Consider the following 19,160-nt stretch of genomic DNA (forward strand, 5'->3'; position numbering starts at 1 on the left):
AGCTGTATAGATGCATTCACCACCTGAGCCCGCCGCAATGATCAGCCGTAAATTTGGCAGGTCGGGCACTTTGTCGATTGTAGCGGCGCGCGCTACATCGCGCGCCGCGGCGCGGCTACTTCTCCTCAGGAGCCTCTGCTGGAGATTCGGCGTCACCGGTGGCCTTGGATTCCTTGAGCTCTTCGTCGGTCATGGTGGATAGTGACCACACCGTGTGCATCGGGGTCTCTTCACCATTGGCATCGTGGCCAATCATGAGGGTGGAGATTTCCACGACCATCAGCTGCGGGCGCTCGCCGGTGGAAGCCTCAATCGGCGCGACGGAGCCGGGGATTTCGAGCGAGGTGGTTTCGTTGGCGCCGTGCGCAGTGCTGTCGTTGGCGGCTGGGTCATCGTAAATGGAGAGAACCGACCACTCGTGGTTATAGATGGCTTCGGGGATCTCCAGCTTCAGGGTGTCATCGGGCCCCACCGTGAGGTTGGGAACCTCGCCCTCCTCGCAGTCGGCGCCGGGCTCGCAGACGCTATAGGGCGCAACCTCCATCGTTTCATCACCCACCGTGGCCGTGATGGTGACGTCCTGCGGGTCGGGGCCCGGGCGGTCATTCCACCACTTCTGAAACATCACCACCGCCACGACGATCACCGCCACGGCGATAATGAGCGCCAGAAACTGCAGCAGTGACTTCTTCCTTGCTTGCTTCACGGTAGCCATGGGTGAGAATCCTACTCGAAGCGCACCCTGTACAGCTCATCCCAGAGCTTGCCGGTGATCCAGAACTCGTCGGTGCCCGGGATATGGGCGATGCCGTTGAGGACGGCGTTGGGATCGGCAGACGGGACATGGTTGAGGTTCGCGGTGTCAATCACCGCGGTGACCTCGCCGGTTGCGGGGTCGATGCGCAGGATGTCCTCGCTCATCCACACGTTGGCATAGACTGCGCCATCGACGCACTCTAGTTCGTTGAGGTTATCCACCGGCGAACCGTTGAGAGTGACCTCGGTGCGCGGGCCGAGCTCCTCAAAAGTCTGTGGGTCCAGGTGGCGCAGTGTGGCGGAGCCATCGGACATGATGAGCTCAGAGCCAGCGTTGCACAGGCCCCAGCCTTCGCCGTCATAGGTTGCGCGGTCGAGTTCGTTGAAGGTCTCGGCATCTCGCAGGAAGGCTGTGCCGGACTTCCACGTCAGCTGCCAGATACCGGTCTCGGTCTGCGTGATGCCCTCGCCGAAGAACGAGTCTTCGAGCGCGACCTCTTTCAGCGGGGCTAGCTCGCCCGGCTGGACGCGCATAAGGCGCGATTCGCCCTTCAGCCCGGTGCCGATGAGCAGGTGTCCGTCAGCGTCGACCTCGAGGCCCTGGGTAAAGGTGTCCGCTGGCAAGGGTGCGGTGTCCAGGACGGTGACGCCGAGGCGCTCTGGGGAGCGTGCGCTTGGCGACGTCCCATCGCTACCCGCCGCTGTCGCCGTCGATGAGGATGCGCGCTCGTCTACAGCTTGGGAGGAACAGGAGGCCAGCGGTGCGAGCAGTACAGCGGCAGATAAAGCCGTGGCGAGCGCGCGGGCGGCGCGGGGGAAGTGTGGGAAGGCCATGACAGTCATTGTGCACGATGCTCGGGCGTGTGATTAATAATGGGAGGGTGACTCGCAAGAAAAAGATGCATTCCCCGCTTCTCGATTCGACGGCTGTCGACCTGGCGCGCCGGGCCGTGGAGGAGGTAGGAGAGGGGGACGTCGGTAAGCACCGGGGCGTTGCGGGTGTGGGCCGCAACGTGGCCACCCACCGTTTTGAGGCCCACGTTCCGGGATACCCGGGATGGGAGTGGCATGCCGTCGTCGCCTGCGCTGAAGGTTCCCGCACGCCGACCGTGAACGAGGTTGCGCTCGTCCCCGGCGGCCAGGCCCTCCAAGCCCCGGAGTGGGTGCCCTATTCCGAGCGCCTGCGCCCGGGTGACTTGGGCCCGGGAGACCTCATGCCGCCGGCGCCTGACGACGACAGACTGGACGGCGGGAAGCTCTCCGAGGCTGGCCTCAAGGAGGCCAAGGAGCGTTGGCGCAAGAAGTATGGGCCGAATACGGAGATGGCGGCGCAGGCCCAACTGCAGTGCAAAACCTGTGCTTTTTACCTCCAGCTGCTGCCCAATTTCGGCGTCTGTGCCAATGAATACTCGGCGGATGGAAAAGTGGTGCACGCCACCTACGGGTGCGGCGCGCATTCCGGCACGAGCGTCCGTGAGGAGGGAGCGGAGCAGGAGAGGCCCTTCGATGATGAGAGCCCTATCTATTAAAGAGAGCGGTTTTCGCCCCGCGCGCAGCAGCGATGCAGCGTGCGGGTTTTGCGTTTTAGTGCCCCGATGGAGCACCCTTAGCAGGTAAAACTTCATTTCTCTAGATAGAAGGGGCGCTCACTCACGATGAACGCAGCTATCGATCGCTATTTCAAAATCACCGAACGCGGATCCACCATTGGAACCGAGGTCCGCGCCGGCGTGGTCTCGTTCTTCGCGATGGCCTACATCATTCTCCTCAACCCTCTCATCCTGGGTACCTCCGCTGACTCGGCCGGAACCACCCTCGGAATCCCGCAAGTCGCTGCCGCCACCGCGCTGGTGGCCGGTGTCATGACCATCGCCTTCGGCATGATTGCTCGCTACCCGTTCGCCATGGCCGCGGGCTTGGGCATGAACACCTTCGTGGCCGTGACCATGGTCTCCCTCAACGGCTTGGAATGGCGCGAGGCCATGGGCCTGGTTGTCATCGAAGGTTTCATCATCGTCCTGCTGGCCATCTCCGGCTTCCGCCAGGCCGTCTTCGACGCTATCCCCGCGTCCATGAAGGCCGCGATGGGCGTCGGTATCGGCATGTTCATCGCCCTCATCGGTTTCGTGGACGGGCACTTCGTCACCCGCGTGCCGGATGCCGCGATGACCACCGTCCCGGTGAGCCTAGGCGTGAACGGCTCGATTGCGACCTGGCCTGCCTTCGTCTTCGTCGTGGGCCTGATTCTGTGCAGCTTCTTCGTCATCCGCCAGGTGCGTGGCGGCCTGTTCATCGGCATCGTCATCACCACCATCATCGCCATGATCATTCAGGCCTTTACCGGTTCCGAGGACTGGGGCATGGCCACCCCGGAGGTGCCCAGCTCCCTGGGCGGGCTGCCGGACCTGTCGATTGTGGGCCAGGTCGATCCGATTAGTGCCTTCACCAAGCTGGGCGTGGTCTCCACCGTCTTGCTCATCTTCACCCTGCTGCTCACCAACTTCTTCGATGCCATGGGCACCATGAACGGCCTGGGCAAGCAGGCCAACCTCGTGGATGAGAAGGGCAACCTGCCGGAGATGAAGACTGCCCTGGTGGTGGAAGGCTTTGGCGCCGTAGCTGGTGGTGCCGGTTCGGTGTCCTCCAACACGGTGTTTGCGGACTCGGCGGCTGGTATCGGTGACGGCGCCCGCACCGGACTGGCCAACGTTGTGACCGGTGTGATCTTCTTGCTGGCCATGTTCCTCACCCCGCTCTACGAGATCGTGCCGATCGAGGCGGCGGCCCCCGTACTCGTTATCGTCGGTGTGATGATGGCGGCACAGCTCAAGGACATCGAGTGGAACCGCATGGAGGAGGCCATCCCGGCCTTCCTCACCATCGTGGTCATGCCTTTCACCTACTCCATCGCCAACGGTATTGGCGTGGGCTTCATCGCTTATGCACTGATGGCCACCTTTGCCGGTAAGGCTAAGAAGGTGCACTGGATCATGTGGCTCGTGGCGGCCCTCTTCGTGGTCTACTTCGCCATGGATCCCATCAGCTCGCTGTTGGCATAGCCCGCCTAGGGGGAGCAGCTGGCCCTGCGCCTAGACTAGGGCCCATGCGTTTTGTCATCGATGACCCCACAGACCCTCGCCTGGACGATATCCGCGATCTCAAGCACGCGGATAAGTCCGGCGAGGGTTTCGTCTTTGGTGAGGGCCCACTGTGCGTGGAGCGCCTGCTGGCCTCCCGCTTCCCGGTGCGCTGCATCATCGGCTTTGAGGCGAAGCTCGACACCTTCCTGGCGAACCATGATGTCGGGGATATCCCCGTCTACCAAGTAACCCGACAGACTTTGGGGGAAGTCACGGGCTTCGATATGCACCGCGGGCTGGTTGCTGCGGCGGACCGCGCGGAGGCCTGGACCGTGGACGAGGTCCTCGAAGGTGCTCGCACCCTGGCCATCATGGAAGGCGTGGGGGACCATGAGAACATCGGCTCGCTCTTCCGCAACGCCGCCGGTATGGACGTCGACGGCATCCTTTTAGGTTCGGGTGCCGCAGATCCGCTGTACCGCCGCTCGGTGCGCGTGTCCATGGGTCACGTTCTGCGCTTGCCCTGGGCGCGTTTCGACGGTGGTTTTACCACCTGGCAGCGCGGGCTGGAGAAGCTGCGCGAGCAGGGCTTCCGGCTGGTGTCGCTGACCCCGCATCCGGATGCCGTGCACATTGCTGATGCGTTAGAGGGCGCGGACAAGGTGGCGCTGCTGGTCGGTGCGGAGGGGCCAGGATTGACCGAGCACGCCATGCGTGCGACCGACGTGCGCGCCCGCATTCCCATGTCGGAGGGCACGGATTCCCTTAATGTGGCGACGTCGGCGGCCATCGCCTTCTACGAGCGCCAGCGCTCCCAGAGGTTCCGCGAGGTCGATACTGCGTAGCGCCGCACCAAGCCGCCGAGGTGCTTGGCCGTGCGGATGATCTCCTCACCGGTGGATTCCGGCTCGAGGTCGTACTCTTCGTAGTCGTCATAGTCATTGAGCCCCAGCTTCGACACTGAGGTGGTGGCTACCTCGGCCACGCTGCGGCGCGGCGGGGGAGTGTCGACCTTGGGCTCGGGGCGCCCGTCGGTGGCATAGCCTACGACGTCCACGTCGGGGCCATCCGCGCCGACCTCGATGCCCAACCAGAATTCCTGGGCGGCCTCGGTGATATTGAGCGGCTCAAAGGGAAGGGAAATCCCACCCACCGGCTCATCCATCTCCCCGGCCCAGAAAGGGGCCTCGAAGGTTTCGGGCAGACCATGGTCCTCGTAGAGGTTAAAACGCGTCCCGCACAGCGACCGGCGCAGGCGGCTGCCCGTCCAGTGGGCGAACCCGGCATAGCCAGTCTCCGGATTGGAGGCGAAGGCGTAGATTTCCGTGGCGGGCACGGCCTCGCGCAAGGTCCGGGACAGCTGAGAGAGAGTCAGCTGATCGTCGTGGATGATGGTTTGCACCACGGTCACACCGGGATAGCCGCCCACATAGAACTCGCTCGCGCCGGGCTCGGCGGAACGGTTGAGGGGGAATTGCCCAATGGGAGTCACCGGCAGTGCGGGGTTGAGCTGAGCGAGGAACTTGCGGCCGAAGCCGCGGTCGGCCTTAGGCTCGCCGCGGAGGACCTCGGCGGGGTCGGCGGCGGTGACGTACCACAGAGTGAGAACGGCGCTTTGCGTATCCACGGCAGGCTACTCGCGGGGGCGCTTAGTGGAGGAACGAACGCCGAGCAACACATCCTCCCAGTGCGGGGTGACGGCCTTGCGGCGGCGCTTGGTGGGCTTAGGTTCCGGATCCGGGTTCTGGAGGAAGTCCTCGTCAACCCCGGTGTCCTTCTCATCCGTCTGCTGTGTGGCCTCCTCGTTAGAAGAGGCAGTGTCCGCATCGGCTGCGCCCTCAGCGGGGTGCTCCCCACCGTGCGGGGAGGGAAGGACGGAAGGCTCGGCGTATGCACCGCCGTCTGCCTCGTTAGCGGCGTCATCGCCGCCGGTGTAGGAGGACAGCTCCGTCACGCCAGGGGTACCGGCGCGTGCGGCTTCGTTGACCTCGCGGCCCTCGGCATACTCCCGCCCGTCGATGGCTTCGTCGTAGCGCTCGCCGCGGCCCACGGAGGTCAGCGACCGCACCGGCTGCACGAAGTCTGGGTCGGTGAGGTCTGCGGCCACAGAGTTGCGTGCCTCCACCGTGGCCGGGGAGGACATCGTCTGCTTAAAGGTCCACTCCGCCTCGTTGGCGGACAGCCCAGTCTTCCACGTGATGCGCAGGATCCACGGCTCGCCTTGGTGACGGTAGGCATCCCACGTCGCCTCCGACAGGGAGTGTCCGCGCGCGGCAAAGGCGGTGGCCAGGATCTCCCACAGCGTGAGCTTGGCTGGGCCATCTTCGCGGATGGGGTGGGCCTGCTTGGCGACGTCCGCGATGCGCGCCCGCTCCAGCAGCACCGGGTGCGCGAAAGGTTCGATGCGGGATTCTGGAACCTCGAGCTCCTCGGCGATCTCCGCAGCGGAAGCACCGGCGCGGATGCGGGCCTGAATCTCGTTGGGGCGCAGGCGGATTTCTTGTGCCTGCGGTGCAGGCTGGCTCTGTGGGGAAGAAGGCGAGCCACCAGAGGCAGGCATAACGGTGCGCAGCCCGGTGGAATGGTCTTGCTGCGCGGAGGCGGGGGAGGAGTCGCTTGCCTCCTCGTCGGTGTTTTCTGCGTCCTGCTCCGCCCCCTCGTTCTCGGAAGCGGGTTCGGCGGAATCGGCGGGAGCGAGAAGCTCGCGAAGCTCGTCGGTGACCTCGAGGAAGAACTCCTCACCATCCTCGGCCCGGAGGACGAGCGAGGTGTCAGTTGAGTCGCTGGGTGCGAGGAAAATCTCGCGCATGGTGGGCGCTCCTTAGCCTGGTAGCGGACATGTGATGAAGTCCACTTTACCCAGAACATGCCCCGAACTCTGGCAAGAGCGCGGGGCATGTTGTATGCCGCAACAAATGGCTGCAATAAATGGTGTGGTGCGGCATGCCAAGTTAGGGGGCGCGGGTTAACGGTTATCCAGAACGTAATCGATAGCCTTGGTGAGCTTGGTGACATCCGCGGAGTCTATCGCCGGGAACAGGCCCACGCGCAGCTGGTTGCGGCCGAGCTTGCGGTAAGGCTCGACGTCGAGAATGCCGTTGGCGCGCAGCGTAGCGGCCACTGCGGCGGCGTCGACAGAGTCCTCGAAATCGATGGTGCCGACCACCAGGGAGCGTGCCGACGGTTCGGCCACGAAGGGGGTCGCCTCCGGGCGGGACTCGGCCCAGTTGTACAGAATGGAGGAGTTCTCCGTGGTGCGCTTGACCATGCCGTCGAGACCGCCGTTGGCGTTCATCCACTTCACCTGGTCCTCCAGCATGAGGAGCGTGGCGACGGCCGGAGTGTTGTAGGTCTGGTTCTTGCGGGAGTTGTCTACCGCAGTCTGCAGGTTGAGGAAAGCCGGGATGAAGCGATCGGAGGAGTTGATCTTCTCGATGCGTTCCAGGGCTGCCGGGGACATAGCAGCCAGCCACAGGCCGCCGTCGGAGGCAAAGCACTTCTGGGGTGAGAAGTAGTAGACGTCAGCATCGGACATGTTGACTGGCAGGCCGCCGGCGCCCGAGGTGGCGTCGATGACAACAAGCTGCTCTGCGTTATCGGGGTTGGGGCGGGCTACCGGAACCATAGCGCCGGTGGAGGTTTCGTTGTGGGCCCAGGCGATGATGTCGGCGCCCTCGGCGTCGGCAGCCTTCGGGTCTGGGGCGGTGCCAACCTCGGCTTCGGTGACGAGCGGGGCGTCGAGCCAGGGGGCTCCGGCAGCGGCTTTAGCAAATTTAGAGGAGAATTCGCCGAAGCTTAGGTGCGCTGATTTCTTCTCAATCAGGCCGAAGGTTGCGGCGTCCCAGAAGGCGGTAGCGCCGCCCAGGGAGAGGACAATTTCATAGCCCTCTGGCAGCGCGAACAACTCGGAGAGCCCCTCACGGATGGAGCCGACGAGATTCTTGACGGCTGGCTTGCGGTGCGAAGTTCCAATGATGGTGTCAGCACCGGCGGTGATTGCCTCAATTTGGGCGGGACGGACCTTGGACGGCCCGCAGCCGAAGCGGCCGTCGGTAGGGAGGAGATCTGCTGGCAGGACGAGTTCTGAGTTGCTCATGTGGGCAGTGTAGCCTAGTTTCGTTCGCGCACTAGATACTTTGCCAGGATTGCCAATGTTGGCAGAGTCACAAGTTTTGCTAAAGTGTGAAGAGGTTTAGTCTTGTTGCGCCGGCCTTGGCCGGCGTTGAACATTGAGGAAAGGAAAACACGTGGCATCTGAAAACAACAAGGTTGTACTGCAGTACCCCGGTGGCGAGTACGAGATGGACATTAAGCAGTCCACGGAGGGTGACTCCGGCTTCGATATCGGCAAGCTCCGTAACGAGACCGGCCTCGTCACCTTCGACCCGGGTTATGCGGCTACTGGTTCCACCGAGTCCAAGATCACCTTTATTAACGGTGAGGAAGGCATCCTCCGTCACCGTGGCTACGACATCGCGGATCTCGCTGAGAACGCCACCTTTAACGAGGTGTCCTACCTGTTGATTAAGGGACACCTGCCGACCGAGGACGAGCTGTCGAAGTTCAACACTGATATCCGTCACCACACCCTGCTGGATGAGGATTTTAAGGCCGCCTTCAATATCTTCCCGCGCGACGCGCACCCGATGGCCGTTCTTGCCTCTTCCGTTAACATTCTCTCCGCTTACTACCAGGATCAGCTTAACCCGCTGGATGAGGAGCAGCTGGATAAGGCAACCGTCCGCCTGCTGGCCAAGGTGCCGATGCTGGCCGCTTACGCTTACCGTGCATCCCAGGGCAAGCCCTACATGTACCCGGATAACAAGCTGAACGCTCGCGAGAACTTCCTGCGCATGATGTTCGGTTACCCGACTGAGGAGTATGAGGTCGACCCGATCGTGGCCAAGGCTCTGGATAAGCTCCTTATCCTGCACGCTGACCACGAGCAGAACTGCTCCACCTCCACCGTTCGCATGATTGGCTCCGCGCAGGCCAACCTGTTCGTCGCCATCGCCGGTGGTATCAACGCCCTGTCCGGCCCGCTGCACGGCGGCGCGAACCAGGCCGTTCTGGAGATGCTTGAGGATATCCAGAACAACCACGACGGCGACGCCACCGACTTCATGAACCGCGTGAAGAACAAGGAAAAGGGCGTTCGCCTCATGGGCTTCGGCCACCGCGTGTACAAGAACTACGACCCGCGCGCGGCAATCGTCAAGGACACCGCTCACGAGATCATCGATCACCTGGGTGGGGACCCGATGCTGGACCTGGCTATGAAGCTCGAGGAGATTGCGCTGAACGACGACTACTTCGTCTCCCGCAAGCTCTACCCGAACGTCGACTTCTACACCGGCCTGATCTACCGCGCCATGGGCTTCCCGACGGACTTCTTCACCGTCCTCTTCGCCATCGGCCGTCTGCCGGGCTGGATTGCTCAGTACCGTGAGCAGCTTGAGCTCAACACCAAGATCAACCGCCCGCGCCAGATCTACACCGGCGAGACCCTGCGCAAGGTCACCCCGCGCAGCGAGCGCTAAACAATAGCCCATACGCTGCATTTCTAGGGCCGAGCCCCACATCTCCCCTTATACTGGGGAGTGTTGTGGCTCGGCCCACGTGTATGCGGCCAGCAAAGAAGAAAACAGTCCAAGGAGGATAATCCCCAATGGAAAAGCCCGTAATTGAGCCGGCAACGGAGCCTGCTCCCCAGGACCTTGTCATCGAAGACATCGTGGTGGGTGACGGCGCCGAAGCCCAGCCGGGCGGCTTCGTTGAGGTCCACTACGTAGGTGTCGACTATGAGACGAACCAGGAGTTCGACTCTTCGTGGGGTCGTGGTCAGTCGATCGAGTTCCCGCTGACCGGCCTCATCGCCGGCTGGCAAGAGGGCATCCCGGGCATGAAGGTGGGCGGTCGCCGCAAGCTGGTCATCCCGCCGGAGAAGGCCTATGGCCCCGCCGGTGGCGCACACCCGCTGTCCGGCCGCACGTTGACCTTCGTGATCGACCTCATTCGTGCCTAAATCCAAAGCCTAAAGGAATAGAAGGGATTGCCTCTGTCCTTCGGGCTGTCGACGCCCTGACCGCCCTGAGCGCCGCGCCTTGTGCGCGGTCGGTCGGGGCGTTTCGCGCGTCAAAGGCTGTCCATGCGGTCGGTGATGCCAGAATCTTCCCCCACAACGCGCGGGAGTGCGGCACAATGGAAGCCATGAGTGTCCCACAAACCACGTTCAATGATGACCGCGAGATGCCCCTGCTGGGGCTTGGAACCTACAAGCTGCGCGGGGAGGATCTCGTCCGCTCCGTGCGTGAAGCAATCGAGCTGGGCTACCGCCACTTCGACACCGCCACCCTCTACGAGAACGAAGAAGAGCTGGGCCAGGCGTTGCATGACGCCATGAAGGCTGGCGACGTCACCCGCGATGAGCTCTTTATTACCAGCAAGGTTTGGCACGATCACCACGGTAAGGACAAGGTAGGCCAGGCCTTCCGTACATCCCTGGATAAGCTGCAGCTGGATTACCTCGACCTCTACCTCATCCACTGGCCGTGGCCGCAGGGCGGGCTGTACGTGGAGACCTTCGAGGAGATTGCCCGCATGCAGGGCATGGGGCAGATCGCGTCGATTGGCGTGGCTAACTTCTACGAGGAGACCCTGCAGACTCTGATCGATGAGACGGGTATCGTGCCGGTCCTAAACCAGGTGGAGTTGCACCCGGGCTTCACGCAGCCGGAGCTGCGTCAGTTCCACGACAACCACGGCATCGTGACGGAGGCGTGGTCCCCGCTGGCGCGCGGTGTGATCCTCAATAACCCAGAGGTCATCGCCGTCGCTGAGAAGCACGACATCACTCCGGGCCGGGCGGTGCTGGCGTACCTGTTGAGCAAGGGCATTTCCGTCATCCCGAAGTCCAGCCGCCGAGAGCGCCTAGCGGAGAACTTCGCGGCCGCGGAGGTGGAGCTTGTACCAGAGGATGTTGCCGCACTCGATGCGCTCGACGGTCAGGAAGGTTTTGGCCGCATGTTTAAGGATCCGCGTGAGTTCCCTGGCGCTTAAATAGCCGGGCACAGTCCCAGCGCGAGCGATAGAACCCGCCTTCCACGCTTTGCTTCTCCTTCACCATATTTTTCTTATTCCTTATAAATAGGGATAAATAGGGGAGGGGCGGAGCGGGGAAGGCGGGTTTTGTTGTGCCTTCTGGCAGTGGGCATGCAAGGGGGTGAGGGTGCTCTGAGGGGTGCCGCAGGGGGCGAAGATCTGCACAATGGCTGCGAAGTTTCGCTTTGCTAAATTAGATTCACTGTTTGGAGTTTCCTGTGGGGGTGTTGGCAACGCGATAGAAATCCCATGTCATCGCGGTGGTAGGGGGTAATAAAAGTGTGCGTTATTAACTTTTCTTGGCAGGATTTACAACCTTGCAAGAGAGGTTAGGTAACTTACTGGGCAAGGCAAAACGTGACTGAAGACACTGTAGTTAGTCTCTCACCGCGGTTTGTGGAGAAAAGATTCCCTTGTAAGGAGAGCGACATGACTGACGCACCTGCTTCGATTGACTCGCGCCGCGAACCGACGCCGCAAGAGTTCGTCGAGATGCGCGATAGCTCGCAGTTTGCGAAGCTGCGCGGCACATACCGCAAGTTCACCTTCCCCATGACAGTGGCGTTCTTTCTGTGGTACGTCCTCTACGTGCTGGCCGCAGTTTTTGCGCCCGACTTCATGGCCATCGAGCTTGGCGGCGGTTGGAACGTCGGCCTTATCTTCGGCTTGGCTCAGTTCCTGACCACCTTCATCATTACGTACATCTACGTCAATTACGCCAACAAGAACATCGAGCCGCAGGCGGCGGCTATTCGCCAGGAACTGGAGGGCTAAACCATGCAGACCATTATCTTGGCCCAAGCGGAATCCTCCGCTGGCAATCCGATTTTGAACATTGCGGTCTTCGCCGCCTTCCTTGTCGTCACCATGTACGTGGTGCTGCGTGCCGGTAAGTCCACCAAGGAAGCCTCTGACTTCTACACCGGTGGTGGTAGCTTCTCTGGCCGCCAGAACGGCCTAGCTATTTCCGGTGACTACCTCTCCGCCGCGTCCTTCTTGGGCATCGTCGGTGCTGTCGCCCTCAACGGCTACGATGGCTTCCTTTACTCGGTCGGCTTCTTCGTTGCCTGGCTCGTCGCCCTGATGCTCGTCGCGGAGCCGATGCGTAACGTCGGGCGCTTCACCATGGCCGACGTGCTGTCCTTCCGCCTCAAGCAGCGCCCGGTGCGCGTGGCGGCCGCGATTTCGACCCTGTTCGTGTCGCTGTTCTACCTCATTGCCCAGATGGCAGGCGCCGGCTCCCTGGTTGCCGTGCTGTTGGACATTCACGAGTTCAAGTGGCAGGCCGTTGTTGTCGGCATCGTGGGCATCCTCATGATCGTCTACGTCCTCGTTGGTGGCATGAAGGGTACGACCTACGTGCAGATGATCAAGGCCGTGCTTTTGGTCACCGGCGTGGTTATCATGTGCATCCTGACCTTCGTCATGCTGAAGGGTGGCTTCAGCACGCTCTTCACCCAGGCAATTGATATGCACGCCAACTCCGCTGCTATCCAGGAGAAGGGTTACGAGGCCTCCCAGATCATGGAGCCGGGCCTGAAGTACGGCAAGAACCTCACCACCAAGCTTGACTTCATCTCCCTGGGTATTGCCCTCGTGCTGGGTGTCGGTGGTCTGCCGCACGTTCTCATGCGCTTCTACACGGTGCCGACCGCGACCGAGGCTCGCCGCTCCGTTACCTGGGCCATCGTCATCATTGGTGCTTTCTACCTCATGACCCTGGTGCTGGGCTACGGCGCTGCCGCCCTCGTTGGTCCGGACCGCATCCTCGCCGCACCGGGCGGTGCGAACTCCGCGGCCCCGCTGCTGGCGCTGGAGATCGGTGGCTCCATCTTCATGGCGGTCATCTCCGCGGTGGCCTTCGCTACCGTTCTGGCTGTTGTTGCTGGCCTGGCCATCACTGCGTCGGCCTCCATCGCGCACGATATCTACCACTCCGTCATCCGCAACGGTGAATCCACTGAGGCTGAGCAGGTCCGCGTCTCCCAGATCACCGTGGTCGTCCTGGGCATTGTCTCCATCATCCTGGGCATTCTGGCCATGACCCAGAACGTTGCCTTCCTGGTGTCCCTGGCCTTTGCCGTGGCGGCATCCGCTAACCTGCCGACCATCCTGTACTCCCTGTACTGGCGTCGTTTCAACACCGCAGGTGCTGTGGCATCGATGTACACCGGCGTTATCTCCTGCCTGGTGCTCATCTTCCTGTCCCCGGCGGTCTCCGGTACCCCGACCTCGATGTTTCCGAACGCCGACTGGTCCATCTTCCCGCTGTCCTCTCCGGGCCTCGTGACCATCCCGCTGGCCTTCTTCGCCGGTTGGATCGTGTCCATCATGACCCCGCCGGACAACCTGGAAGAGCTGTCCGCCGAGATGGAGGTTCGCTCCCTGACCGGTGTGGGCGTGGAGGCTCCGGTGGACCACTAAGCGCCACCTCAAGCACTACATTCCAAACGGTAGCGGGTAGACTCTAACCTCGTGTTTTACCCGCAGCCTCGTTATAGGGCGGTACCAGCGCGTGCTGGTGCCGCCCTTCTGGCGTGCGTGCTCGGTGTCACGGCCCTTGTCGCGTGCTCGCCTGCGAATGAAGAAGACTCCACGGTGGGGCGCCCAACGCACACCAGCACGGCCGCTCCCGGCCCCATCGCGCATAAGAAGGGCGATCCACAGCTCGCGGCGGTAGAGGACAGCGTGGGGCAATTCCTCAAGGGGGATGACGAGAAGTCGATCACGTACTACCGCATTGAGACAGGCATGCACATGGGCTCGCCCACCGAGCACCAGCCGCGCTATGCGCTCAGCCTGATCAAGCTCTACATCGCCACCTACGTGCTGGATCACGGTTCCTTCGAGGACAAGTACCTAGCGCTGGACATGATTGCAGATTCTTCGGATGAGAGCGCTGGGAAGCTGTTTGAGAAGTACCCGCGGTCCATCGATGCAATCGCCAAGGAGTATGGGCTGGACTCTACGTCAGCGGGGGAGGATTGGGGTCACTCGATGACCTCAACCTATGACGTGGTGCGCTTCATCGTTCAGCTCTTGGAAGATGATCCGACGCACCCAGTTTTGGTGGCGATGTCTCACGCCGATGCCGTCTCAGCCGATGGCTACCAGCAAAACTATGGCACCGCGAAGCTCAGTGACGTCGTGGGATCAAAATGGGGCTGGTCGGACAGTAAGGACCGACACTCTTCGGTGTCTTTTGGGGAGAACTTTGTTGTGGCTGCCTCCATCGAGGGCTCTGCCGAGGAGCTTACGTCCTACGTGCGCAAGGAAATCACGGGTAAGAACCTCGTGAAGGGAAACAACTTGAACAAAGAGGCGCTGGCCCATCCTGGCGCTAGCACCACGCGCTTGACGACGTCTACCGCTGCCTCCTCCAGCACCTCAAAGCCAGCGTCCTCGACAGAATCGCCGGAACCGGCGTCCTCGACCACGTCGTCGTCCTCCAAGCCGTCTTCTTCGGCAACGAAGACAACGGCGGCGCGGTAGAAACCAGCGCCGCCGCGTGTTGATTAGCCCATGGATTTGCGCGCGGTGTTGAGGATATCCACCGCGCCGCGCACCTGGTCATTGCTGATGGAAGAACCAGCGATGTTGATGCCATCGCCGCTGACGCTGGAGCCGCGCCCAGTGGGATCCGGCAGGGAAACATTGGGCAGCGGGATGTTGTCAGGGACTGCTGGGATGTCTTTGACCTTTGGCGGCTCCACAGCACCATCGCCCGGGGTCCACTGGCCCCAGTCGTTGGCGTAGACGGTGTTGATATCGCATGTTACGCCGTCGATAGTGGCTTGATTCTTGGCCTTCTGGTGGATGGTAGTGCGCGGGTGGAGCTTTCCAGCAGAGCCCCAGTCGTGCATCCAGTAGAACTGGCCGATGCGGTCGGCGACACACCAGTCGATGACGTTGTAGTTGCCATACACGCCGGTCTGGTAGCCCGCGGCGCTCAGCGCTGCGGAGAAGGCCTTGAGGTAGGGGCGGATCTGGTTCTCATACTGGGCGCGGGTGGGGTTGTCATCGATGGCGATGTAGATGGGGCGCCCGGTCGGCCCGCCTGCAGCCTTGTGGATAGCGATGGCCTGCGGCGCATGGACTGCGGCGCCCGCAGCGCCGTTGAGCCAGTCAGCAGTTTCCGCGCGGCCAAACTGGTAGATGGAGGCGGTCTTGAGGCCTGCCGCGGCGTTGGCCTTGGTCTCCGCTAGGGTAACGGGCTTGCCCTTCATCCAGTCTGCGCCGGGGCGGCGTTGGGATACGTAGCGGATGGCGCCGAGGTGGCCGGCTGCCTTGATGGCGCGGGCGGAAGGAACATCGGCGGAGAAGTCGATGATAGTGCCTAAAGCTGGGCCCACGGCGAGAGCAGCGGGCGCCTGGCTACCGATGGCACCGGCGGCCAGCGTGAGGGCACCGGCCTTGAACAGAGAACGACGGGACAAGGACATGGTGTGAATTCTCCTTGGGAGGCATGAAGAAGAAAGTTTCCGAAATCACTTTAGTCACAATGGTTGAAAATTGCACCACCTGTAATAGGGAAGGTGGCCCTCGTGATGCGTGAATATGGTGACTGACGATGAGGTGATGGCATGGTCGAAGAACTGAAACTCCGATTCGCCCAAGCGGATAGTGTCCTTCGGCTGAACCATGCTCGGTGGAGTGATGCTGACATTGCGCGGCTGCTCGATGACTACATTGAGCGCTCTCGCCTGCAGTCGCCGTGGATTCTGGATAGCCGACAAGAAGGCAGTGTCTTCGTGGCCGAGCATCTCTTTCCTGTCGATGAGTTTGTGGAATTGGCTGCAGGTCGAATGTCGCTAGATGAGTACTTCATTGAGTCGATCCCGCTGACCTATCCCATCACCTTTGAGATCCGCTCCGGGTATCTGCGCATGCATAAGCCGCTGGCTGCGCAATACGGTGGGCTGGTTTCCGACTTCCTCCGTGGGCTGGGCAAGATGCTCGTGCAGAGCGACGAAAAATACCTTTGGGATCACGGCTACGCCGAGTGTGGTGGGGTGGGCAGCATTCCATTCAATGTCTATGGCCTTTTGGAGCCTGATGAGCCGCTCGTGGGGTTCTACCGAGTTGAGGTCGACATGGAACACGAGGCGTGGCTTTTCATTACCCCTCAAGGCATTATTGTGCATTTTGATAACGATGAGGTGCTGGCATTCGACAAAGCGAATATGTGCAACCCCTCTGTCCCCTCAGGTTTCTTTAGCTACAGCATGCTCAAGGTTGAGGTTCTAGGTGTACTGGCCGGACACGTTGATCGACTACGTGCCGTGAGGTCACCTCCTGGTTGATGCCACTTGTTATATTGGTGCCACTTGTTATACTTGTGGCACCAACCAGGAGGTCAGCATGGACATGGATCAAACGCCCCCACCGGGCAAGTACGCCGCGACAGTCAAGGTCGGCCCCAAGGGACAGATCGTCATCCCCAAGGGCGCGCGGGAGCTCTTCGACATCCACCCGGGCGACACCCTGCTCCTGCTCGCTGACGCGAACCAAGGGATCGCTTTGATGCGCCAGGAGACGCTCGATCAGATCGTCATGCAGGCGATGCCTGGCCATCAGACCCCCGTGGACTCAGAGGGTGATGAGGAATGAAGAACGTCGTGAGCTGTGCGGCTGTCAGCCGCAACTTCGGCAGCTTCACTGCCCTCGAAGACGTCTCCTTCGAGGTCCGTGAAGGAGAGGTCTTCGGGGTGGTGGGCCCGAATGGTGCTGGTAAGACGACCCTGTTGAACTGCCTGGAAGGACTGGACCGCCCTTCGTCTGGGCGCGTCGAGGTGCTCGGCTGCGACCCCATCAAAGACCAGCACTCGTTGGCTCAGCAAATTGGGGTCCAGCTGCAAAGCGCGGCCCTGCCACCTCGCCTCACTGTGCAGGACGCCCTCGAGCTCTACTCCGCCTTCTACGAGCGCCCGCGGCCTTGGCGCGAACTGTTGACGGATCTGGGGATCAAGGACAAGGCCAACGCCCGCGTTGACAGGCTCTCGGGTGGGGAGCGTCAACGAGTGTTCGTCGCCCTCGCGTTGATCAACCGCCCCCGGCTCGCTTTCTTGGACGAGCTCACCACCGCTCTCGATCCTCAGTCACGTCGAAACATGTGGGACACCGTCGAGCACGTCCGCGATAGCGGTGCAACGGTCGTTCTCACAACCCACTACATGGAGGAGGCCGAACGGCTATGTGACCGTGTAGCCATCATCGACCACGGCCGGTTGATTGCTTTGGACACAGTGGCTTCCCTCATCCAGCAACATGCCGGTGACACCACGGCGAAGCTCATCCTGTCGGCGTCGCCTAGCGCAGAGTTCGACCTCAACGGAGTTCCTGGCGTGACCAGCGCTCGAACAGAAGGACGGGAACTGACCATCCGCGGCGCTGCGGACGGGCTGCAGGGCGTCCTTGCTGCACTGGCGGCACACCGCATCACCGTAACGAGCATGAGCACGACGACCCCCGGCCTTGAAGACGTCTTCCTGGCCCTCACCGGTCGACACATCACTACCGAGGAGCAGGCGGCATGAACGCATATCGAGCCCTTCTCAAAGCCCTATGGCGCTCCCAGCGCCGCGACCCTGTAGGCCTGTTCTTCTCTTTCGGTTTCGCGCCGGTTTTGGTGCTGGCCTTGGGTGTGATCTTCGGTAACGATCCGCGACCGGAGTTCGGTGGACGGGGATTCCTCGATGCGACCCTGCCCGCCTTCGCCTCTCTCGTTCTCGCCATGACCGGGGTCCTCCAGGTGCCCGTGGCGATGCTGACCCTTCGTGACACGGGCGCACTCCGACGCCTGAGTCTTACGCCGCTGCGTCGTTCCACCTTCATCGCAGCGAGCCTCACCGCGCACTTCGTCGTAGGTATTGCGGGCATGCTCACCGCTTTGGCGATTGGGATCGGGGTTTTCGGGGTGCCCATGCCTAGCCACGTCCCAGGTGTCCTGGCCGTGTGCCTCATCGGGCTCAGCACCTTCCTCGCAGTGGGTTGCGCGCTTGCGGCGCTCTATTCGTCCGCCACTGCCGCTACGGGCATAGGGAACGTGCTCATGATCCTGCTCATGCTCACATCCGGAGCCTTTACGCCATTGGCGGCGATGCCGTCGGCGATTCAGCAGATCGTTAAGTATTCACCCGTCCGTTGGTTCGTCGAAGCCGCTCAACACGCGTGGGACGGCGACCCACTAGCCGCCATGATCATGCCGGTGTTTCTTCAGTGCGTTGTACTCGCTGTCGCTGCTCTCGTCGGCCGGTGGCGATTCCAGTGGGAGCCGGTCCGATGACGACGCACGCGAACGCCGCTCTCACACCTCGCCACCGACTCAAGGTCGACCGCTATCTGTCCGGCGAGTCCATGCAGGACAGGTCCTCGCGCCCGAAGAACTCACCGACCAAGACATCGCTCGCAGTCACGAAGCGCTGTATCAGCCTGCGAATGAGGCTGTGAGAAGGACCGGTTCAGCTCGCCGTGCGCGTCGGTGTCGCTCCATCGACCGTGCACCGCATCCTGCGCTCGGCTCGATTGAACCGACTTGCTTACCTCGACCGCGCCACTGGCGAGCTAGTTCGCCGGTACGAACACCGCTACCCTGGCTTCCTCGTCCATGTAGACGTGAAGAAGTTCGGGAACATCCCCGATGGCGGTGGCTGGCGCTACGTGGGCCGCCGCCAAGGAGAGAAGAACCGTTCCGCCACCCCCGACAAGCCGAAGAACAAGTGGCGCGATCCCAAGCTCGGGTACGCCTTCATCCACACCGTGATCGACGATCACTCACGAGTGGCGTACTCCGAGGCCCACGACGACGAGACCGCCACCACTGCGGTCGCTGTGCTGCACCGTGCGGTCGAGTGGTTCACCGATCGTGGCGTCACTGTCGAACGAGTCTTATCAGACAATGGCGGTGCCTACCGCTCGCACCTGTGGCGCGGCACCTGCGAGGAGCTGTCCATCACCCCGAAGCGGACCCGCCCCTACCGGCCGCAAACCAACGGCAAGGTCGAACGCTTCCATCGCACAATGGCCGACGGATGGGCTTACGCTCGCTGCTACACCGGCGAGCAGGAGCGTCGCGACGCACTCGCTGACTGGCTCCACCACTACAACCACCACCGGCCGCACACGGCCTGCGACTACCAGCCGCCCATCTCCCGATTGACCAACGTCCCCGGTCAGTACATCTAGGGCTGCAAGGTTCGGGCCCGGTCGAAACGTCATTTAGCC

General features: G+C 62.0%; 19 protein-coding genes and 1 pseudogene. 14 read left to right on the plus strand and 6 right to left on the minus strand.

The annotated features are described in order from the left end of the window. Positions 1-115: 115 nt before the first annotated feature. Together HMPREF2526_RS00005 and HMPREF2526_RS00010 are read right to left on the minus strand one after the other, a co-directional pair. Positions 116-715, minus strand: coding sequence for a DUF2771 domain-containing protein (locus HMPREF2526_RS00005; protein WP_070545055.1), 600 nt, complete (start codon positions 713-715; stop codon positions 116-118). Positions 716-726: 11 nt separating this feature from the next. Further along, positions 727-1,599 (minus strand): glutaminyl-peptide cyclotransferase, encoded by an 873-nt coding sequence (locus HMPREF2526_RS00010; RefSeq protein WP_070517017.1) that lies wholly within the window; start codon positions 1,597-1,599, stop codon positions 727-729. A gap of 56 nt (positions 1,600-1,655) precedes the next feature. Between HMPREF2526_RS00010 and HMPREF2526_RS00015 the strand changes: the two genes are divergently transcribed. From HMPREF2526_RS00015 to HMPREF2526_RS00025, 3 genes are all read left to right on the plus strand, one after another. After that, a complete protein-coding gene (locus HMPREF2526_RS00015; RefSeq protein ID WP_369799711.1) occupies positions 1,656-2,285 on the plus strand; it encodes a DUF3027 domain-containing protein in 630 nt (209 codons plus the stop codon). 126 nt (positions 2,286-2,411) lie between these two features. Beyond that, positions 2,412-3,815 carry an NCS2 family permease gene (locus HMPREF2526_RS00020; RefSeq protein WP_070517021.1) on the plus strand — a complete coding sequence of 468 codons (1,404 nt, stop codon included), beginning with the start codon at positions 2,412-2,414 and terminating at the stop codon, positions 3,813-3,815. Between the two features lie 44 nt (positions 3,816-3,859). Further along, on the plus strand, positions 3,860-4,681 hold the full coding sequence (locus tag HMPREF2526_RS00025) for a TrmH family RNA methyltransferase (RefSeq protein WP_070517024.1): 822 nt from the start codon (positions 3,860-3,862) through the stop codon (positions 4,679-4,681). Here HMPREF2526_RS00025 and HMPREF2526_RS00030 read toward each other — a convergent pair. The 3 genes from HMPREF2526_RS00030 to serC all read right to left on the minus strand — a co-directional run bounded on the left by HMPREF2526_RS00030 (position 4,633) and on the right by serC (position 7,932). Then, positions 4,633-5,463 (minus strand): DUF6928 family protein, encoded by an 831-nt coding sequence (locus HMPREF2526_RS00030; protein ID WP_070517026.1) that lies wholly within the window; start codon positions 5,461-5,463, stop codon positions 4,633-4,635. The genes HMPREF2526_RS00025 and HMPREF2526_RS00030 overlap by 49 nt on opposite strands. A gap of 6 nt (positions 5,464-5,469) precedes the next feature. Beyond that, positions 5,470-6,645, minus strand: coding sequence for a septation protein SepH (gene sepH / locus HMPREF2526_RS00035; RefSeq protein ID WP_049154153.1), 1,176 nt, complete (start codon positions 6,643-6,645; stop codon positions 5,470-5,472). A 156-nt stretch (positions 6,646-6,801) separates the two neighbouring features. Then, a complete protein-coding gene (gene serC / locus HMPREF2526_RS00040; RefSeq protein WP_070545057.1) occupies positions 6,802-7,932 on the minus strand; it encodes a phosphoserine transaminase in 1,131 nt (376 codons plus the stop codon). 151 nt (positions 7,933-8,083) lie between these two features. Between serC and HMPREF2526_RS00045 the strand changes: the two genes are divergently transcribed. The 6 genes from HMPREF2526_RS00045 to HMPREF2526_RS00070 all read left to right on the plus strand — a co-directional run bounded on the left by HMPREF2526_RS00045 (position 8,084) and on the right by HMPREF2526_RS00070 (position 14,429). Next, the gene (locus tag HMPREF2526_RS00045; protein WP_083295485.1) at positions 8,084-9,376 is read left to right on the plus strand and encodes a citrate synthase; all 1,293 of its coding nucleotides are present in this window, start codon (positions 8,084-8,086) and stop codon (positions 9,374-9,376) included. A 128-nt stretch (positions 9,377-9,504) separates the two neighbouring features. After that, entirely contained in the window at positions 9,505-9,861 is a 357-nt protein-coding gene (locus HMPREF2526_RS00050; RefSeq protein ID WP_010187736.1) for an FKBP-type peptidyl-prolyl cis-trans isomerase, read from the plus strand. Between the two features lie 176 nt (positions 9,862-10,037). Beyond that, positions 10,038-10,895 carry an aldo/keto reductase gene (locus tag HMPREF2526_RS00055; RefSeq protein WP_070545059.1) on the plus strand — a complete coding sequence of 286 codons (858 nt, stop codon included), beginning with the start codon at positions 10,038-10,040 and terminating at the stop codon, positions 10,893-10,895. 471 nt (positions 10,896-11,366) lie between these two features. Beyond that, the gene (locus HMPREF2526_RS00060; protein ID WP_046647301.1) at positions 11,367-11,711 is read left to right on the plus strand and encodes a DUF485 domain-containing protein; all 345 of its coding nucleotides are present in this window, start codon (positions 11,367-11,369) and stop codon (positions 11,709-11,711) included. 3 nt (positions 11,712-11,714) lie between these two features. Continuing rightward, positions 11,715-13,361 (plus strand): solute symporter family protein, encoded by a 1,647-nt coding sequence (locus HMPREF2526_RS00065; RefSeq protein ID WP_070545061.1) that lies wholly within the window; start codon positions 11,715-11,717, stop codon positions 13,359-13,361. A 51-nt stretch (positions 13,362-13,412) separates the two neighbouring features. After that, a complete protein-coding gene (locus HMPREF2526_RS00070) occupies positions 13,413-14,429 on the plus strand; it encodes a hypothetical protein (RefSeq protein WP_070545063.1) in 1,017 nt (338 codons plus the stop codon). Between the two features lie 23 nt (positions 14,430-14,452). On the opposite strand, the gene HMPREF2526_RS00075 is transcribed toward HMPREF2526_RS00070, so the two are convergent. Then, a complete protein-coding gene (locus tag HMPREF2526_RS00075) occupies positions 14,453-15,379 on the minus strand; it encodes a DUF1906 domain-containing protein (RefSeq protein WP_070545065.1) in 927 nt (308 codons plus the stop codon). Positions 15,380-15,520: 141 nt separating this feature from the next. Here HMPREF2526_RS00075 and HMPREF2526_RS00080 point away from each other — a divergent pair, with 141 nt between their 5' ends. From HMPREF2526_RS00080 to HMPREF2526_RS00100, 5 genes and pseudogenes are all read left to right on the plus strand, one after another. After that, positions 15,521-16,240, plus strand: a complete 720-nt coding sequence (locus HMPREF2526_RS00080) for a hypothetical protein (RefSeq protein WP_070545067.1) — start codon at positions 15,521-15,523, stop codon at positions 16,238-16,240. 58 nt (positions 16,241-16,298) lie between these two features. After that, a complete protein-coding gene (locus tag HMPREF2526_RS00085; RefSeq protein ID WP_070545069.1) occupies positions 16,299-16,547 on the plus strand; it encodes an AbrB/MazE/SpoVT family DNA-binding domain-containing protein in 249 nt (82 codons plus the stop codon). After that, complete coding sequence (locus tag HMPREF2526_RS00090; RefSeq protein ID WP_070545071.1) at positions 16,544-17,473, plus strand: ABC transporter ATP-binding protein; 930 nt, start codon at positions 16,544-16,546, stop codon at positions 17,471-17,473. The genes HMPREF2526_RS00085 and HMPREF2526_RS00090 overlap by 4 nt, the downstream gene beginning before the upstream one ends. After that, on the plus strand, positions 17,470-18,222 hold the full coding sequence (locus tag HMPREF2526_RS00095; RefSeq protein WP_070545073.1) for an ABC transporter permease: 753 nt from the start codon (positions 17,470-17,472) through the stop codon (positions 18,220-18,222). Before HMPREF2526_RS00090 ends, HMPREF2526_RS00095 begins: the two co-directional genes overlap by 4 nt. Further along, a pseudogene (locus HMPREF2526_RS00100) lies at positions 18,219-19,121 on the plus strand (IS481 family transposase). Before HMPREF2526_RS00095 ends, HMPREF2526_RS00100 begins: the two are co-directional and overlap by 4 nt. Positions 19,122-19,160 lie beyond the last annotated feature (39 nt).

Source organism: Corynebacterium sp. HMSC070E08, from assembly GCF_001808895.1.
Classification (GTDB): Bacteria; Actinomycetota; Actinomycetes; order Mycobacteriales; family Mycobacteriaceae; genus Corynebacterium; species Corynebacterium hiratae.

Bases quoted from the DNA above. Each gene is read 5' to 3' on its own strand.
- HMPREF2526_RS00005 (WP_070545055.1), bottom strand. From the start codon at position 715: ATGGCTACCGTGAAGCAAGCAAGGAAGAAGTCACTGCTGCAGTTTCTG.
- HMPREF2526_RS00010 (WP_070517017.1), bottom strand. From the start codon at position 1,599: ATGACTGTCATGGCCTTCCCACACTTCCCCCGCGCCGCCCGCGCGCTC.
- HMPREF2526_RS00015 (WP_369799711.1), top strand. From the start codon at position 1,656: ATGCATTCCCCGCTTCTCGATTCGACGGCTGTCGACCTGGCGCGCCGG.
- HMPREF2526_RS00020 (WP_070517021.1), top strand. From the start codon at position 2,412: ATGAACGCAGCTATCGATCGCTATTTCAAAATCACCGAACGCGGATCC.
- HMPREF2526_RS00025 (WP_070517024.1), top strand. From the start codon at position 3,860: ATGCGTTTTGTCATCGATGACCCCACAGACCCTCGCCTGGACGATATC.
- sepH (WP_049154153.1), bottom strand. From the start codon at position 6,645: ATGCGCGAGATTTTCCTCGCACCCAGCGACTCAACTGACACCTCGCTC.
- serC (WP_070545057.1), bottom strand. From the start codon at position 7,932: ATGAGCAACTCAGAACTCGTCCTGCCAGCAGATCTCCTCCCTACCGAC.
- HMPREF2526_RS00050 (WP_010187736.1), top strand. From the start codon at position 9,505: ATGGAAAAGCCCGTAATTGAGCCGGCAACGGAGCCTGCTCCCCAGGAC.
- HMPREF2526_RS00055 (WP_070545059.1), top strand. From the start codon at position 10,038: ATGGAAGCCATGAGTGTCCCACAAACCACGTTCAATGATGACCGCGAG.
- HMPREF2526_RS00060 (WP_046647301.1), top strand. From the start codon at position 11,367: ATGACTGACGCACCTGCTTCGATTGACTCGCGCCGCGAACCGACGCCG.
- HMPREF2526_RS00065 (WP_070545061.1), top strand. From the start codon at position 11,715: ATGCAGACCATTATCTTGGCCCAAGCGGAATCCTCCGCTGGCAATCCG.
- HMPREF2526_RS00075 (WP_070545065.1), bottom strand. From the start codon at position 15,379: ATGTCCTTGTCCCGTCGTTCTCTGTTCAAGGCCGGTGCCCTCACGCTG.
- HMPREF2526_RS00080 (WP_070545067.1), top strand. From the start codon at position 15,521: ATGGTCGAAGAACTGAAACTCCGATTCGCCCAAGCGGATAGTGTCCTT.
- HMPREF2526_RS00085 (WP_070545069.1), top strand. From the start codon at position 16,299: ATGGACATGGATCAAACGCCCCCACCGGGCAAGTACGCCGCGACAGTC.
- HMPREF2526_RS00090 (WP_070545071.1), top strand. From the start codon at position 16,544: ATGAAGAACGTCGTGAGCTGTGCGGCTGTCAGCCGCAACTTCGGCAGC.
- HMPREF2526_RS00095 (WP_070545073.1), top strand. From the start codon at position 17,470: ATGAACGCATATCGAGCCCTTCTCAAAGCCCTATGGCGCTCCCAGCGC.